Annotated in this window: 12 protein-coding genes, 1 tRNA gene and 1 pseudogene; 2 read left to right on the forward strand and 12 right to left on the reverse strand. The window is 40.5% G+C overall.

From position 1 onward, the window contains the following. Window positions 1–23: 23 nt before the first annotated feature. The 5 genes from DIZ80_13885 to DIZ80_13905 all read right to left on the reverse strand — a co-directional run bounded on the left by DIZ80_13885 (window position 24) and on the right by DIZ80_13905 (window position 6,386). Window positions 24–1,376: a phosphoglucosamine mutase gene (locus tag DIZ80_13885; protein ID RDH81194.1), complete on the reverse strand. Its 1,353-nt coding sequence runs from the start codon at window positions 1,374–1,376 to the stop codon at window positions 24–26. A 103-nt stretch (window positions 1,377–1,479) separates the two neighbouring features. After that, on the reverse strand, window positions 1,480–2,304 hold the full coding sequence (gene folP / locus DIZ80_13890; protein RDH81195.1) for a dihydropteroate synthase: 825 nt from the start codon (window positions 2,302–2,304) through the stop codon (window positions 1,480–1,482). A gap of 275 nt (window positions 2,305–2,579) precedes the next feature. After that, entirely contained in the window at window positions 2,580–4,511 is a 1,932-nt protein-coding gene (locus tag DIZ80_13895) for an ATP-dependent zinc metalloprotease FtsH (protein RDH81196.1), read from the reverse strand. Window positions 4,512–4,632: 121 nt separating this feature from the next. After that, on the reverse strand, window positions 4,633–5,253 hold the full coding sequence (locus DIZ80_13900) for a 23S rRNA (uridine(2552)-2'-O)-methyltransferase RlmE (protein RDH81197.1): 621 nt from the start codon (window positions 5,251–5,253) through the stop codon (window positions 4,633–4,635). Window positions 5,254–5,291: 38 nt separating this feature from the next. After that, entirely contained in the window at window positions 5,292–6,386 is a 1,095-nt protein-coding gene (locus tag DIZ80_13905; GenBank protein RDH81198.1) for a hypothetical protein, read from the reverse strand. A 170-nt stretch (window positions 6,387–6,556) separates the two neighbouring features. Here DIZ80_13905 and yhbY point away from each other — a divergent pair, with 170 nt between their 5' ends. Continuing rightward, the gene (gene yhbY, locus DIZ80_13910) at window positions 6,557–6,856 is read left to right on the forward strand and encodes a ribosome assembly RNA-binding protein YhbY (GenBank protein RDH81199.1); all 300 of its coding nucleotides are present in this window, start codon (window positions 6,557–6,559) and stop codon (window positions 6,854–6,856) included. Window positions 6,857–6,863: 7 nt separating this feature from the next. Here the strand turns inward: yhbY and DIZ80_13915 are convergent, their stop codons facing one another. From DIZ80_13915 to DIZ80_13935, 5 genes are all read right to left on the reverse strand, one after another. Further along, window positions 6,864–8,273 carry a hypothetical protein gene (locus DIZ80_13915; protein RDH81200.1) on the reverse strand — a complete coding sequence of 470 codons (1,410 nt, stop codon included), beginning with the start codon at window positions 8,271–8,273 and terminating at the stop codon, window positions 6,864–6,866. Window positions 8,274–8,537: 264 nt separating this feature from the next. Next, window positions 8,538–9,014, reverse strand: coding sequence for a transcription elongation factor GreA (locus tag DIZ80_13920; GenBank protein RDH81201.1), 477 nt, complete (start codon window positions 9,012–9,014; stop codon window positions 8,538–8,540). Window positions 9,015–9,167: 153 nt separating this feature from the next. Next, window positions 9,168–12,401: a carbamoyl phosphate synthase large subunit gene (carB, locus tag DIZ80_13925; GenBank protein ID RDH81202.1), complete on the reverse strand. Its 3,234-nt coding sequence runs from the start codon at window positions 12,399–12,401 to the stop codon at window positions 9,168–9,170. Between the two features lie 5 nt (window positions 12,402–12,406). Further along, a complete protein-coding gene (locus DIZ80_13930) occupies window positions 12,407–13,540 on the reverse strand; it encodes a carbamoyl-phosphate synthase small subunit (protein RDH81203.1) in 1,134 nt (377 codons plus the stop codon). A gap of 406 nt (window positions 13,541–13,946) precedes the next feature. Continuing rightward, window positions 13,947–14,022: transfer RNA gene (locus tag DIZ80_13935), tRNA-Glu, on the reverse strand. An 821-nt stretch (window positions 14,023–14,843) separates the two neighbouring features. On the opposite strand from DIZ80_13935, the pseudogene DIZ80_13940 reads away from it, so the two are divergent. Beyond that, window positions 14,844–14,930 (forward strand): annotated as a pseudogene (locus tag DIZ80_13940) (PEP-CTERM sorting domain-containing protein). 71 nt (window positions 14,931–15,001) lie between these two features. Here DIZ80_13940 and DIZ80_13945 read toward each other — a convergent pair. Both DIZ80_13945 and galE read right to left on the reverse strand, forming a co-directional pair. Further along, a complete protein-coding gene (locus DIZ80_13945) occupies window positions 15,002–16,687 on the reverse strand; it encodes a glutamine--tRNA ligase (GenBank protein RDH81204.1) in 1,686 nt (561 codons plus the stop codon). A gap of 163 nt (window positions 16,688–16,850) precedes the next feature. After that, window positions 16,851–17,831 carry a UDP-glucose 4-epimerase GalE gene (gene galE / locus DIZ80_13950; GenBank protein ID RDH81205.1) on the reverse strand — a complete coding sequence of 327 codons (981 nt, stop codon included), beginning with the start codon at window positions 17,829–17,831 and terminating at the stop codon, window positions 16,851–16,853. Between the last annotated feature and the right edge of the window lie 74 nt (window positions 17,832–17,905).

A 17,905-nucleotide genomic window follows, 5' to 3' on the forward strand; every position in this document is an offset into this window, starting at 1 on the left:
ACTTACGCCGCCTGACTTACGGCTTAGCTCGGATTGGCATGCGCCACAGAAGCTGATACTGCATCTGCAATTTGCTGCGCATAAGCTGTAACCTGCTTACCTTCTTCTCCTTCAACCATAACCCGTATCAAGGGTTCAGTACCTGAAGCACGCAATAATACACGACCCCGTCCATTTAACTGCTTTTCTACTTCTTCTACAGCCTGCTGCACTTTAGGCTCACCAATCGGATTGGTTTTAACCGGCAGGGGCACATTAATTAATATTTGAGGCATCATCGTCATATCCGCTAATGCTTCTACCAAAGTAGAATTCGAATCAGCCAGATACGCCATTACCTGTAAGGCAGATACGATACCATCACCCGTTGTAGTTCTATCAAGACAAATGATATGACCTGAGTTTTCTCCGCCTAATGACCAGCCTTTCTCCCTCAGGCACTCCATCACGTAACGATCACCCACATCAGTACGTACAAACTCAAGACCCAGTTTCTTAATAGCAAGCTCCAGCCCCAGGTTACTCATCATCGTTCCTGCGACACCACCCTGGGGCTCACCAGCAGCCAGTCTGGCTTTGGTAATAATATACAGAATTTCATCTCCATCTATAATCTGCCCCTTACTATCAACCATCATCAGTCGATCACCATCACCATCAAAAGCAATACCAATATCAGCTCGATTCTGCAATACGGCTGCTGCTAATGTATTAGGGTGAGTTGAACCGCAGTTCTCATTAATATTTACACCGTCAGGTTTATCAGCAATGGTTATTACCTCGGCACCCAGCTCAGCAAATACATTCGGTGCTATGTGGTAGGTTGCTCCATTAGCACAATCCAGCACAACTTTAATACCTTTAAATGTTGTGCCAATCGGTATTGTTGCTTTACATGATTCAATATAACGGCCCTGCGCATCTTCAATACGTTCAGCTTTTCCAAGCGATGCCGAGTCAACAATTTCCATTTCTTTTTCGAACATTGCCTCGATTTCATTTTCAATATCATCTGGCAACTTGGTACCTTCTGCAGAGAAAAATTTAAGCCCGTTATCGTAGAAAGGGTTGTGTGAAGCTGAGATAACAATACCAGCCGAAGCGCGTAATGTTCGCGTGAGATATGCAATACCAGGTGTTGGCATTGGACCAATAATCTTCGAATCTACACCTGCAGCAGATAAACCCGCTTCAAGTGAAGCCTCAAACATATATCCGGAAATACGAGTATCTTTACCAATAACCACCAGATTATTACCATGATTTGCCAGCACTTTACCGACAGACCAGCCCAGTTTCATTACCGCCTGAGGCGTCATCTGCCCCTGACCAACACGCCCACGAATACCATCTGTTCCAAAATATTTTTTTGCCATTCAATTTTCCATTAATTACTTTTATATTTATGCCGTAAATCCGTTATCAGTATTTATTTTTTAATCAATCTGATAACTAGCGCTTAATAAGTATAGATCATCATTACACAGCATTCATAACATCACAAACCTTAAGCGCCTCAACAGTCGGCTGCACATCATGCACCCTAAAAAGACTAGCCCCGTTTGTTCTGGCAAGTACCGCAGCAGCAACACTTGCATATAATCGCTGATCAGACGGTGCATTTTCAAGTATTGCACCCAGCATACTCTTACGTGATAAACCGACTAATAATGGCAAATCAAAAGATTGAAATTCATTCAGATTTTTTAATAACTGTAAATTATGTTCAAGACTTTTACCAAAACCAAAACCCGGATCCAGTATTAAATTATTACGTTTAATTCCAGCGTCAACACACGATTTAATACGCTGCTCAAAAAAACACTTAATATCATCAACTACGTTTTTATAATGTGGATTTACCTGCATCGTTCTCGGTGCTCCCTGCATGTGCATTAAACAGACCGGCACATTTAATGACGCACAAGCCTCTAAAGCTCCATTCGCGCGCAAACCATTTACATCATTTATGATATCAGCACCCGCGTTAACTGCTGCACTCATCACTTCAGGTTTACTGGTGTCAATTGAGATACACACGTCACTTTGCTTTCTGATCAGCTCGATAACAGGAATAACTCGCTGCAGCTCATCACTAACAGACACCTCTTCAGCACCCGGACGAGTAGACTCTCCACCCACGTCAATTATTACTGCACCCTGGCGATGCATTTCCAGAGCCTGTGTCAGCGCCGATTCAACAGTGTTAAATCGCCCCCCATCTGAAAAAGAATCCGGGGTTGTATTGAGAATACCCATAACCAGAGATTTATTAGATGACAACAAAGAATAAAAACGACTCATAATATTTAAATTAAAACTCTACTTATTATTTATTTGCTACTTTAATTCCAGACAAATATTAAAAAACATGCCCCAACTCAATAAACCATAGCATCAACAATTGCCCCGTCAAATCACAATAGCTTTACTACACTTTAACAACAACCTTACCAACAGACAGCTTTGATTATGCACATGACTTCAGACAATAAAATACTATCACCATTAACAGGCACCATAAAACGAAAAAGGGCACCTATATCAGGTGCCCTACAATACTAAGATTACTGTATTCGTTAGTGAAGACTGGCTGGACCACCTATAGACCCATCACCTTTATCTTCTTTTTTAGCTTCTTCTTTTTTTGAAGAATCTGGTGTTGATGGCTTATCATCATCACTCCAGTCTTTTGGAGGACTCACGTCCTTACGTGCCATCAATTGATCGATCTGGTCTGAATCAATCGTTTCATACTTCATTAAAGCATCTGACATGGAATGCAGAATATCCAGATTATCATTCAACATTTCTTCAGCGCGCTTGTAATTACGATCAATAAATTCACGAATCTCTTCATCTATTACTCGAGCAGTATCATCCGCAAGATTTTTATGCTGAGTCACAGAACGCCCCAGGAATACTTCACCTTCATCTTCAGAGTACGCCAATGGACCTAACTTTTCTGACAATCCCCACTTGGTAACCATATTACGCGCAATATCGGTAGCACGTTCTATATCATTTGAAGCACCAGTAGTTACATTATCAAGACCAAAAATAACTTCTTCAGCAATACGTCCACCAAATAAACTGGAAATCTGACTTTCCAGACGACGTTTGCTATAGCTATAACGATCTTCTGTAGGCAAGAACATAGTCACACCCAAAGCACGACCGCGGGGAATAATACTAACCTTATAAACCGGGTCATGATCAGGCACTAAACGACCAACAATGGCATGACCTGCTTCATGGTAGGCTGTTAACTTCTTCTCGTCCTCAGACATAACCATTGATTTACGCTCAGCGCCCATCATGATTTTATCTTTAGCTCGTTCGAAGTGATCCATATACACTTCTCTGGCATTCTCACGAGCCGCAAACAATGCCGCTTCATTCACCAGGTTAGCCAGATCAGCACCTGAAAAGCCCGGTGTACCACGAGCAATCAAAGACGCTTTAACATCATCAGAAGCGGGCACTTTACGCATATGAACCTTAAGAATCTGTTCACGACCACGCACATCAGGAAGCGGCACAACGACCTGACGGTCAAAACGACCAGGACGTAATAATGCAGGATCAAGCACATCAGGACGGTTAGTTGCTGCAATAACGATTACACCTTCATTACCTTCAAAACCATCCATTTCAACCAATAACTGATTCAGTGTTTGCTCACGTTCATCGTGACCACCACCAACGCCAGCACCACGATGACGACCTACCGCATCTATTTCATCAATAAAGATAATGCAAGGTGCATGTTTTTTAGCCTGCTCAAACATATCACGCACACGAGACGCACCGACACCTACGAACATTTCAACGAAGTCTGAACCTGAAATAGTAAAGAATGGAACTTTAGCTTCACCTGCAATAGCTTTAGCCAGTAAAGTTTTACCTGTACCAGGAGAGCCCACCATCAAAACACCACGTGGAATCTGACCACCCAGTTTCTGGAATTTACCCGGATCACGCAGAAACTCAACCAACTCACCAACTTCGTCTTTGGCTTCTTCAACACCCGCCACATCTGCAAATGTTGTTTTAATTTCTTCTTCGCCCAGCATACGCGCTTTGCTCTTGCCAAATGACATAGCACCACGACCACCGCCGCCGCCCTGCATCTGACGCATAAAGAAGATCCAGATACCAATTAACAACAGGAACGGGAACCAGGATATAAAGATATTCATTAATAACGAAGGCTGCTCAGGCTCTTTCGCAACAATTTTTACATTATTCTCAAGCAAAACACCTAACATAGCCGTATTGTCAGTTTCAGGACTATAAGTACTAAAAACCTTTAGATCACGCGTTTTACCAGTGATTTTACGACCTGCTATAACAACTTCTGAGACATTTCCATTCTTTACTTCAGAAGTAAAATCGGAATAGGCAAATTCAGCCTCTTTATTTGCTCGTTGAGAGAAATTACTGAATACAGATAACAGAATAAGGGCAATAACACCCCATAGAATCAAATTTTTGACCAGGTCGTTCAAGACAACACCTCGGTTAATTAAACATTATTATAAAAATACTACACAGACAGGCTAAAAGCTAGCATCAAATACATCTCTGAATGCCTTTTACAATGGGGGCATTGGAGAGAAAAACAACCGCCTAACCTTTAAACCCCGTAGCAAGGCCGTATACTTCCTTGCTTCGCGCCCGAGACGCCTTAGGCTTACGCATAACAACACGATTAAAGTGAAGCCGCATCTGTTTGACATACTCATCAAAACCTTCACCCTGAAAGAGTTTGACCAGTAAACCCCCTTCAGGTTTCAATACCTGCTGAGATAAATCAAGCGCCAGTTCAGCCATATACATGGCTCGGGGAATATCTACTGCCTGCTGCCCACTCATATTGGGGGCCATATCACAAATTACAAGGTCCGGTTTATCAGATCCCAGTGTATTTAACAGCTCATCAAATATCTCCTCTTCAAGGAAATCACCAGTAATGATCTCTACACCCTCCATTGGGTCCATAGGAAGAATATCCAGAGCAATTATACGCCCCCTGCCTTTAAGTTTGCGCACAACATACTCACACCAGCTACCCGGGGCCGCGCCTAGATCTATAACAACGCTTCCCGGTTTGAGCAGGTAATCTTTTTCATCGATTTCTTTGAGTTTATATACGGCACGTGAACGATAGCCGTCTTTTTGAGACTGCTTGACGAATTCGTCGTCAAAATGCTCTTTCAGCCAGTTACCGCTTGATTTGCTTCTTGCCACAATAATTTACTTTGTAAACTCTGAATTAAGGAATTAGATTATGCAGTGGTGGCCTGCTTTTTAACTTTTTCAAGAAACTCTGCGAAAAAACCAACAAATAAGGCAATACACAACCCCGCAAAAAACGATACAACAACTATTATTATCCGCCCCATACCCACCGACTTTAATGATTGCAGAGGCTCTGTAATCGCACGAGTCTCTAACAAGTTGTTTTGCTGTATAACTAACCTTTCAAGCTCTTCATTTGTCTGAAGCTGTTTTCGGTGGTTTTCAGTGAGTTTATTGCTGTTAATTTCACGTGTATTTTCTAAAGTTATCTGTAACTGCTCTTCTAACCTTGCCAATGTATTACGGTTTTTTCTAATCTCAGCATCGACCATCATTAATGAAATAGCCTGCCCTTCAGTACCCACTTCCCTCATTGCTTTTCGTTTTATCTTTGTCGAAGCCTTTACAAAATCACCCGTTTCTTTTATTCGGTTTTCCAACAGAACTTTCTTCGTATCTAAACGTTTATTTTGCGAAACCAGCAAACCTTCTTGCTCTTTCAACATCATAATTTCATTTTTAAATTGATTTTCTGACAACTCTAGGTCTTTTCTTTTTAATAATGAAACCCTTTGATGATCTTGTTTTATCTTGAGAATAAGAGAATTAAGTAATTCAATATAAACATCGGCGTAGTCTTCCTGCCCTTTTAAATCAATAAAAATGATATTACTGTTTTTTTCTAATTTAACTTTTATATCGGGCATTTTTTCAAATTCAGGATGAAGAACCAAATACTCTTTTGCCATTAACGGTATGTAACTCTGCTTAATTTTAGCTAACAGGCTTGATGGCTTTTCTATATAAACCGGTTGACCCGATGTCCCATAAGACATAGCTCCGATTTCAATTGCAGTTGAATAATTATACTGCTTTGGCATCGAAAACGAAAAAATGAGACCCGCAGCAGTAAACACCAGCATTACTGTAAACAACAATATTTTTCGTTTAGCCAGCACCAACCATAAATCAATCAGGCTAATTTCATCATCCTGCTGAGCTGAATTCAGCATCACAAAACGTACATTTGACTCTAATTCGTACTGCGAAGCCATATGATCGGTGTTTTTCAAATCACTCATATTAATAATATCTTCCAATTTTTATGATTCACTACTACTTTAACGCGCAAATTCTACCGTTATAAGAACCGACATATCAACCTCTATTTAGTATATAATTATGACCGCGTTTAGCATTTGCTAACAGAACACTCCACATTTAAACGAGCCCTTGTGACGACTAAAGCCATATGCCACTTTTAAAACATCAACTAAAACACCTTAAAACCCTGACACATAACCTCAAACCCGTGATAATGATTGGCCAGAACGGCGTCACAGACAATATTCTAAAAGAACTCGAGATTGCGCTAGACTTTCATGAACTAGTAAAAATCAAGATAGCTGGCGAGAACAAAGCCAGCTGCGCATCTGTAATTGAACAGCTGATTAATACCTCTTCGGCTGAAACAGTTCAAAAAATTGGTAAAACATTAACGCTATATCGGCGCAATCGTGAAAAACCCAAAATTGAATTACCTAAAAAATAACCATTAATTAAACAGTTTGAGCACGTTTTTTGACATTCGACAGGAACTCAGTAAAAAACACAACGAAAATAGCCACAAACAAGCCGGCCATTAACGACACAATTACAATTAATTTCTTACCTATACCAACAGACTCTAATGACTTCATTGGTGCAATTACTGCTCGTGTATCCCTTAAACCGTTTAACTCATATTGAAGACCGGCTATTACTTCTTTTTTTAATAATATATTATTTTGATGATCAAGCAGCATTTTAGCCAAACCCAATTGTAAAGCAGATCCCTTACTTTTTTCTATTTGCTGAGCCTGCTCATTATCTATATCTTGCTTTTGCAACTTATTATCTATATCCGATATTAATTGCTTGTGATAATACTGGGATCTCTTATTCGACTTTATTTGATTATTAAGTTTTTCTCGTAAACTTTTTTGCTTAATCGTTAAGCGTTCTTCAATATCCGATAATTTATTACGGTTAGATTGAATTTGATTATCAAGCAATAATACGGTCATTGCCTCAGGTCCTGAATTAATATTGTTAATCGTTTTCTTACGGCTATGTAGTTCTTTTTCGATCGTATCAGACAAATCAGTAATACGACTTTCCAGAAGCTTATCAACCTCATCTATACGACTTAAATCAGCTGTAAGTTTTCCAAACTCATCTGATAATGCGGCTAGCTTAATACGATTATTTTTATTCTGCACAATCAATTGCTGTTTATGCACGCTAACTAATAATTCATCATTTAAATTCTGAATAATAATATTCGAATTTAATATTTTTGTTTCAAATGTTTTTTTCTTCAATTTCAATGTAACCGGATCGGTAAGCACCTCAAGGGCCATCACCTCCTTCTGCAATGCAAACTCATACTTATTTTTAAAAACATCTAATTGTGGCTGATGATCCTTCTGAATAGAGTCGACAACACTCTGAATCACAGCTAAGTAAATTAATGCATCACTTTCCTGACCTCGAGTAGTAACAACCAGTAAATCACTATTTTTAGACAACTTAACTGTGATTTTAGGCGCCTGAGTTAATTGAGGGTTTTCATTAAGATATTGAACTTGCGCAAGTGGAATATAACTCTTATTAAGTTTTTCAAGCACATTACCAGGAGACTCAATAAATTCTAATGATTTCACACCATCATTATCGACTAGTATTTTACCAATTTGTAATACAGCCGTGTATTCAAAAGCAACAGGCTTAATAAATGAAAAAGCAATACCCGCTATTAAAAAAGCCAGAAATATAGCAAACAACATAAAACGACGTTTAGTTAAAACAAGCCACAAATCAAGTAGATTAATTTCATCATCACGGTCAACATTCATAAGCTGTACAAATTGCTGTTGATTATCCTGACCTAATACATGAATTTTAGACAATTCTTCTTTATTAGTCATTTTGACTGTTCCACGCTTCTACTCTGTAAACCAGATTGGTATTATTCATACGTGTTTTAGCTGTTTTTGAGATGAAAGTCTATCAGTAATCAGGTGTTTACTCTTATTCACTAGATGTTTATGATATAAACGCATTTTTTCAAATACATTTCATAATAGAATTTTATACGCGGCCTGACTCGAGTCACTGAGCGATAACTTAGAACAAAACCAGAATCATTACATTTTTATTGATTGGAATTCTAACCAATTTATTAGCGTACTTTAAATATAATGAACTTCAACAACCTCCAGCCCACGAATACCACCTGGCGTCTTAACTTCAGCAACATCACCTTCCTGCTTGCCAATTAATGCTCTGGCAATAGGTGAATTCACAGAAATCATATTTGCCTTTATATCCGCTTCATCTTCACCGACGATTTGATAGGTAATATCTTCACCTGTTTCTTCATCACACAAATCAACAGTGGTACCAAAGATTACTTTGCCATTGGCATTTTGCTTAGTTACATCAATAACAACAGCAACACCTAATTTTCCATCAATCTCTTTTATTCGCCCTTCACAAAAACTCTGCTGCTCACGAGCTGCATGGTATTCTGCATTTTCCTTTAAATCACCGTGCTCTCGTGCCACAGCGATTGCTTCTATAATTCTCGGACGATCAACCGTCTTTAACTGCTTTAATTCATCCATTAGCATTTTTGAGCCACGGACAGTCATGGGTACTTTATCCACTTCGTTATCTCCTTATGAGAAAATTTCACGAAACATATATTCTATATTTCAGTTTTATTACTGAATATTAGTGACTTCATTCATATCTAAAGTCGCTGGATCCTGAGTATAAAAAAATACCAGGATAATTAGGTTTTTATTTTTAAATAAAGACTATCTAGACGCTATCTCTTGATGAAGATCCTGCAATCGGTTTACCTGGTTTTCCGATTGAGACTTAAGAGCCATGCAGGTAGCTTTTGCACCTGCAATAGTAGTCGTATAACTCACCTTATGCTGCAATGCGGCAGCACGAATAGTAAATGAATCAGAAATCGCCTGTTTACCTTCAGTGGTATTTACAATCAGCGCAATCTCATCATTCTTAATCATATCCACAATATGAGGACGACCTTCATACACTTTGTTTACCACTGTGCAGTCAACGCCATTTTCATTTAATTTCGCAGCGGTTCCTCGAGTTGAAAGCACTTCAAAATTCAACTCATTTAATAATCGCCCAACCTCAACAGCCGCTTTATGATCACGCTCACGCACACTCACAAATACTTTGCCTGAAGTTGGTAAATCTACACCTGCACCTAACTGAGCTTTCGCAAAGGCTTCGCCAAAAGTACGACCAACACCCATTACTTCACCCGTTGATTTCATCTCAGGACCCAGCAAAGGATCAACACCCGGGAATTTAACGAATGGGAATACCGATTCTTTTACTGAATAATAATCAGGAACTACTTCTTCAGTAACACCCTGGTCTTTCAGCGAAACACCCGCCATACAGCGTGCAGCTACTTTAGCTAAAGGCACACCTATCGCTTTAGAAACAAAAGGCACAGTACGAGATGCACGAGGATTAACCTCTAACATATAAATTTCTTCACCCTGAATCGCAAACTGGATATTCATTAATCCAATTACCTGCATTTCAAGCGCAATTTCTTTTGTTTGTTCACGCAATCTATCCTGAATTTCTTTAGATAAACTGTAAGGCGGTAACGAACAAGCAGAGTCACCGGAGTGAACACCTGCTTGCTCGATATGCTCCATAATAGAACCAATTAAAACGTCAGTACCGTCACAAATTGCATCAACATCTACTTCGATTGCATCATCCAGGAATCGATCCAGTAAAACTGGCGCATCATTTGAAACGCTCACTGCTGTTTTCATGTAGTGAGCTAAATCTGCTTCGTTGTGAACAATTTCCATAGCACGACCACCTAAAACATAAGATGGGCGCACAACAATCGGATATCCGATTTCTTCAGCTTGACCTGTCGCTTCTTCTGCAGAGCGAGCAAGACGATTTGGTGGTTGCTTCTGACCCAGTTTTTCAATTAACTGCTGGAATCTTTCACGATCTTCTGCCAGATCAATTCGATCAGGTGACGTACCAATTATAGGCACACCAGCTGCTTCTAAATCACGAGCCAGTTTTAATGGTGTTTGCCCACCGTACTGAACTATCACACCTTTGGGTTTTTCCAGCTCCAGCACTTCAAGCACATCTTCCAATGTTAATGGCTCAAAATACAAACGATCTGAAGTATCAAAATCGGTAGAAACTGTTTCAGGGTTACAGTTAATCATAATGGTTTCATAACCATCTTCGCGCATTGCTAAAGCAGCATGAACACAACAGTAATCAAATTCAATACCCTGACCGATTCGGTTTGGGCCGCCGCCTAGAACAACAATTTTTTCCTTGTTGCTGGTTTGCGCTTCACATTCTTCTTCATACGTCGAATAAAGATAAGCTGTTTCAGTTGAGAACTCAGCCGCACAGGTATCAACACGTTTGTAAACCGGACGAATGCCCAGAGATTGACGATGCTCGCGTACCGTATTTTCAGAAACGCCCATCAATACAGCCATACGACGATCAGCAAAACCTTTACGTTTTAGCTTAAACATTTCATCTTTATCAATATCGGTTAACTTACGCGTGCGTAAATTTTCTTCAATATTAATAATGTCCTCAACCTGCACCAGGAACCAGGGATCAATATGAGTTAACTGTTGAATGGTATCGTAATCCATTCTCCCCTTACGGAAAGCTTCAGCTAAATACCAGATACGATCGGCACCGGGTTGCTGTAACTCCTGACGTAATGTGGTTTCTATATCTTCATCAGACATATCTTCAGGTAAAATTTCACTGAAACCATCCACATCCACTTCAAGACCGCGCAAGGCTTTTTGCATTGATTCCTGGAAAGTACGACCAATCGCCATAACCTCACCCACAGACTTCATCTGTGTAGTTAAGGTATTTTCGGCCTGCGGGAATTTTTCAAATGTGAAACGTGGAATTTTTGTTACCACGTAATCAATTGAAGGTTCAAATGATGCAGGCGTCGCACCGCCAGTTATGTCATTGCTTAATTCATCCAGCGTATAACCTACCGCTAACTTTGCTGCTACTTTTGCAATTGGGAAACCCGTTGCTTTTGAAGCTAATGCAGATGAACGTGAAACTCGTGGGTTCATTTCAATAATGGTCATACGGCCATCAGCAGGATTTACTGAGAATTGAACATTTGAACCACCGGTTTCAACGCCGATTTTACGTAACACCTTCAATGAAGCATCACGCATAATCTGGAATTCTTTATCCGTTAAGGTTTGTGCCGGCGCAACCGTTATAGAGTCACCTGTGTGAATCCCCATAGGGTCAAAGTTTTCTATTGAACAGATAATGATGCAATTATCATTTTTGTCTCGCACCACCTCCATTTCATATTCTTTCCAACCGAGAATAGACTCTTCTACTAATAATTCTTTAGTTGGTGAAAGATCTAAACCGCGCTTACAAATTTCTTCAAATTCTTCTTTGTTATACGCAATACCACCACCGGAACCACCCATGGTGAATGATGGGCGTATGATCGTTGGAAAACCTACCATTGCCTGAACCTGATAAGCTTCTTCCATGCTATGCGCAACAGCAGCACGGGGCATATCTAAACCAATTTCTTCCATCGCAATTTTAAATTTCTCGCGATCTTCAGCCATGTCGATGGCTTCTTTTTGCGCACCGATCATTTCTACATTAAATTTTTCCAGCACACCTTCACGATCTAAATCAAGCGCACAGTTCAATGCGGTTTGACCACCCATAGTAGGCAACAATGCATCCGGTTTTTCTTTTTCTATAATTCGTGCAACCGTTTTCCAGGTGATCGGTTCAATATACGTCGCATCCGCCATACCCGGATCGGTCATGATTGTTGCTGGATTCGAGTTAACCAGAATGACACGGAAACCTTCTTCACGAAGCGCTTTACAGGCCTGGGCGCCGGAATAGTCAAACTCACACGCCTGACCAATTACGATTGGGCCTGCGCCTATAATTAATATACTTTTTATGTCGGTGCGTTTTGGCATGGTTTCTATCTTTTCTCAATCAGTTCAATAAAGTGATCAAATACGGGTGATACGTCATTGGGCCCCGGACTTGCTTCAGGGTGCCCCTGAAAACCAAATGCTGGTTTGTCGGTACGGTGAATTCCCTGCAAAGACCCATCAAACAGTGAACGATAAGTCGGTTTCAAATTATCCGGCAATGTCTCTTCATTCACAGCAAAACCGTGGTTCTGGCTTGAGATCATAACCGTTTTAGTTTCTGTATCCTGTACGGGATGGTTTGCACCGTGATGTCCAAATTTCATTTTTTCCGTTTGTGCGCCACAGGCTAAAGCCAGTAACTGGTGACCCAGGCAAATACCAAACATGGGTATATCAGTTTCTAAAACTTCTTTGATGGCGGTAATTGCATAATCACATGGCTCAGGATCACCTGGACCATTTGACAGGAACACCCCGTCTGGAGACATAGCTAACACATCAGCAGCAGATGTTTTTGCCGGTACTACCGTTACCTTGCAACCACGATCAACCAGCATATTTAAAATATTACGTTTGATACCAAAATCGTAAGCAACTACGTGATGAGATAAATCTTTAGCCTCAACCTGTTTATGAGTATTTGTCTCTATTCCCCAGCTACCCTGAGTCCACTCAAATGCTTTTTCAGTGGTTACTTCTTTTGCCAGATCCATGCCTTTTAAACCGGCAAATGCCTGTGCTTTTTCTATTGCTGCTTTTTCATCAATATTATCACCCGCAACGATGCAGGCATTTTGTGCACCTTTTTCTCGTAAGATGCGAGTTAAGCGACGCGTATCAATATCTGAAATCGCGACTACATTGTGCTTTTCAAGATATTCTGACAGTGTCATTTCACTGCGCCAGTTGCTAGCGACTAACGGCAAGTCACGAATAACCAGACCCGCGGCATGCACCTGAGCAGATTCTTCATCGCCTGAGTTAACACCCGTATTACCAATGTGCGGATAGGTAAGCGTGACTATTTGTCTCGAATAAGATGGATCGGTAAGAATTTCCTGATAACCGGACATGGCAGTATTAAATACACACTCACCGATTGACTCACCGGAAACACCAATGGATAAACCCCAGAACAGGCTACCATCTGCTAACGCTAACAGCGCTTTTTGACTCATTATGCCTCCGCTAAACATACGAAACGGGAGCAACCAATGAATGACTGCCCCCGCCTAAGAATAAAGTATTAAAAATCGTGTAAAAATCCGGCTGAGTATAGCAAATATATGGAATCGCCTCCATTACTATTTGCTTATCTAGGTTGGTATTTTGTGGATAATTTTCCTGATTTATTTACTCAAAGTCAGGCCCAACTTTTTACAAATCTAATTCTTTGAGGTAATTCCGCTCAAATTAAGCACTCAAGTAAGTGACTTCGTATTACTTTTGATGGCATCACAGCAGGGGGACAGAGCGCAAAAAGCGGCAATCTTTCCCCGATGGAGTCATGTTATAACAGTGTAATTAAAGTTTTTTATAGACATAAAAAAAGCCGGAACTCGTAAGTTCCGGCTTTAGTAATAGTGGCGTCCCCAAGGGGAGTCGAACCCCTGTTGCCTGGATGAAAACCAGGTGTCCTAGGCCTCTAGACGATGGGGACGCAGTCCCATCTCGATCAGCACTCAAATAAAGAGACTCATCAAAAGAGAGCGCGAATTATAGGGAGCAATTTACCACCCGTCAACAATATATTTAAGAAAATCCCCTTTATTTAAGTAATTCCTAATACTTAAAAGATGCTTGCCATTTAAAACGGCCATAGGTTAGGGTTTGCGAGCTACTTTTCACAGGTAGCTCACATCCGCAGTGGAGCACATGATGTGATCAAATTTAATATGGAGGTTTCAAATGAAACACTTAAAAGTATCATTTACCCGATTATTTTTTTCTACGGGTTTTGTATTAGCGTGTATTTTCTCATCAACTGCTCAAACGGCTACTGTCAGTGATTTATTAATTACCGAAATCATGGCAAACCCGTCAGCCGTTTCTGACACTCAGGGAGAATGGTTTGAATTATTTAACCCTACCAGTGAAAGCATAAACTTAAGCGGCTTAATGCTTTCAGACGACGGCAGTAATAACCATACCATTTCCACAGACAGCAGTTTACAAATAAGCTCTGGCAGTTACTTTGTAATGGCTCGTAATGGTAACAGCACCTTAAATGGAGGGTTCACTGCAGATTATGTTTACAGTGGCTTCTCATTAGGGAATAGCAGTGATCAGATTATTTTTTCTGACGCACTGGGAGAGTTGCTACGCCTGGATTACGACTCTGGTTTCGCACCAGCAGGTGCAAGCATGGAATTAATTGACGCAGTGATGCTGCCATCAAATTATGCGGCAACAACAACCGCATTTGGTTCAGGCGATTTTGGTACACCTGGAACTGCGGGCTCATTTAACCACACAACCCCGTCACCTGTTCCATTACCCGCTAGCGCATGGCTTATGGGCTCAGGCTTACTGGGGCTAATTGGCCTTAGTCGTAAGTCACAGACCTGATAAACAGTTTTTCTTTTAACCCTTCCAGTTTCCAACCACTGCGGGAAACTGGAAGACTTACGATCAATGACTTAAGACTTCTTTTCTTCCTTAGCCCATGAGTCACGAAGCGTCACAGTACGGTTAAACACCAGATCATCAGGCGAACCCGCATCACGACAAAAATAACCTTCACGCTCAAACTGAAAACGCTCACCTGATTCAGCATCTGCCAATGCAGGCTCAAGCATGCATTGTTTTAACACAAGAAGTGAACCCGGGTTCATACGCTCTTTAAAATCAATACCGTCTTTACCATCATCAGGCGTTGGATGATTAAACAGGCGATCATATAGGCGCACCTCTGCCTGTATAGCATGAGCTACTGATACCCAGTGAATAACCCCCTTCACTTTACGACCCTCCGGTTTTTTACCTAAAGTATCAGGGTCATATGAACAACGCAGCTCTGTAATTTCACCCTGCTCATCTTTAATAACCTGATCACAACGAATCACATAACCTGAACGCAAACGCACCTCTTTATCCAACACCAGGCGTTTAAATTTATTATTGGCCGATTCGCGAAAATCCTCTCTATCTATATAAACTTCACGACTAAAAGGCACACTACGTTTACCAAAATCTTCGTTTTGAGGGTGATTAGGAACATTTAACTCTTCGACTTTATCTTCAGGATAGTTCTCAATAACTACCTTAAGCGGATTCATAACAGCAAGGCGTCGAGGCGCGTTAACATTAAGGTCTTCACGAATGGTTGCTTCCAACATGCCCATTTCAACAGAGTTTTCGACTTTACTTATACCAATACGAATACAAAACTCACGAATAGAGCCCGGAGTAAAACCACGTCGCCGCAAACCCGCAATAGTTGGTAAACGAGGATCATCCCAACCACTAACCAGTTTTTCATCAACCAACTGAGTCAATTTACGTTTACTCATCACCGTATACTGCAAATTCAAACGAGAAAATTCGATTTGCTGTGGATGACATTCAATTGAAATATTATCCAGCACCCAGTCATACAAAGGGCGATGATCGGCAAACTCAAGTGTACAAAGAGAATGAGTAATACCTTCAATTGCATCTGAAATGGGATGAGTGAAATCATACATTGGATAAATAGACCACGCATCTCCTGTTTGATGATGCTCAACCCCTTTTCGAATTCGATAAAGCATTGGGTCACGCATATTTATATTGGGCGAAGCCATATCAATTTTGGCACGCAAAACCCGCACACCATTATCAAATTCACCCTTTTTCATACGCTCGAACAAATCAAGATTCTCTTCAACAGAACGATCACGATACGGACTGTTCTTACCCGCTTCTTTTAACGAGCCACGATATTCACGGGTTTCTTCCGCATTTAAATCACAGACATATGCCTTTCCTGCTTTAATTAACTCAAGCGCATACTCAAACAACTGATCAAAATAACTCGACGAATAATACAAACGATCCTGCCAGTCAAAGCCCAGCCACTTAACATCTTCCTGAATCGAATTAACGAAATCAACATCCTCTTTTTCAGGGTTGGTATCGTCAAATCGCAGGTTACAGGTGCCGTTATAATCTTCAGCAACACCAAAATTCAGCACTATAGATTTAGCGTGCCCAATATGTAAATAACCATTTGGCTCAGGTGGAAAACGAGTAGCGACTTTGCCATCATTTTTATTTGCGGCGAGATCCGCATCGATGATATGACGAATAAAATTTGCAGGTTTTGTGGTTTCTTCTGTGCTCATTACTTGTTGATTCTGTGGTTAATTTTGAATTGGCGGGTATTTTAGCCTTTATTAATGAAAGTTATAAGATGCAAAAACAAAATCCCCCTCTTTTTCAAGAGCGGAATTAAGGAGAGTTAGCATTATTTAATTTATAACTCCAGGCAAACTACTAAGGTGATACCTAACCCCACTCGGAGTATTTCAGCTCCCACTCCCAGGCATGCCGTAAAATCACATCTAGCCCGGCAAATTCTGGCTTCCAGCCTAACTCCTTCTGCAATAAAGAAGAATCTGCTACCAGTCGAGCCGGATCACCATCACGTCGCTCGCCCATCAATACTGTAAAATCTTTACCTGTGACTTCTTTAGCTATATCGATCAACTCTTTAATAGAATAGCCAAGACCATTACCCATGTTGTACGCTTTTGTTTCACCACCAGCAACCAGATGCTCCAGCCCCAACAAATGCGCACTACATAAATCATTAATATGTATATAATCACGTATACAGGTCCCATCGGGCGTATCGTAATCAGCACCAAAAATAGTAATATTGTCACGACGGCCTGAAGCGGCCTGCAACACAAGAGGGATTAAATGAGTTTCTGGTATATGTCGCTCACCCAACTCTCCATCAGGATCAGCACCCGCAGCATTAAAATAACGCAAACTAACTGACTTCAAACCATAGGCATGGTCAAAATCGCGAAGAATTTGCTCAACCATTAATTTACTGTGACCATACGGGTTAATAGGTTTCTGAGAATGCGCTTCATCAATGGGCGTATAATCAGGTTCACCAAATGTGGCCGCAGTTGATGAGAAAATAAAACTCTTAACTCCATGATCAACCATCGCATCAAGCAATACCTGCGTATTGCTTACATTATTACGATAATACATAGATGGCTTTTCAACGGATTCACCCACCTGGATATAAGAAGCAAAATGCATCACTCCATCAAAGTTATTATCAGAAAATAACTTATCTAATAAACTTTCATCGGCAATATCACCTTCTACAAACTCACCATACTTAACCGCATCTTTATAACCATTTGAGAGATTATCTAAAGTAATTACATCATGACCTGCTTTGTTAAGCATTTTCACCATGTGGGAACCAATATAACCCGCACCGCCGACGACTAAAACTTTCATTTAATTATCCTGTAAACCAGTGTGTTTTTATAAAAAATATATTTCCACAAGAACCACTTTACATAAAACAGCCT

Origin of the sequence: endosymbiont of Galathealinum brachiosum (assembly GCA_003349885.1) — a bacterium.
Taxonomy (GTDB): Bacteria; Pseudomonadota; Gammaproteobacteria; order SZUA-229; family SZUA-229; genus SZUA-229.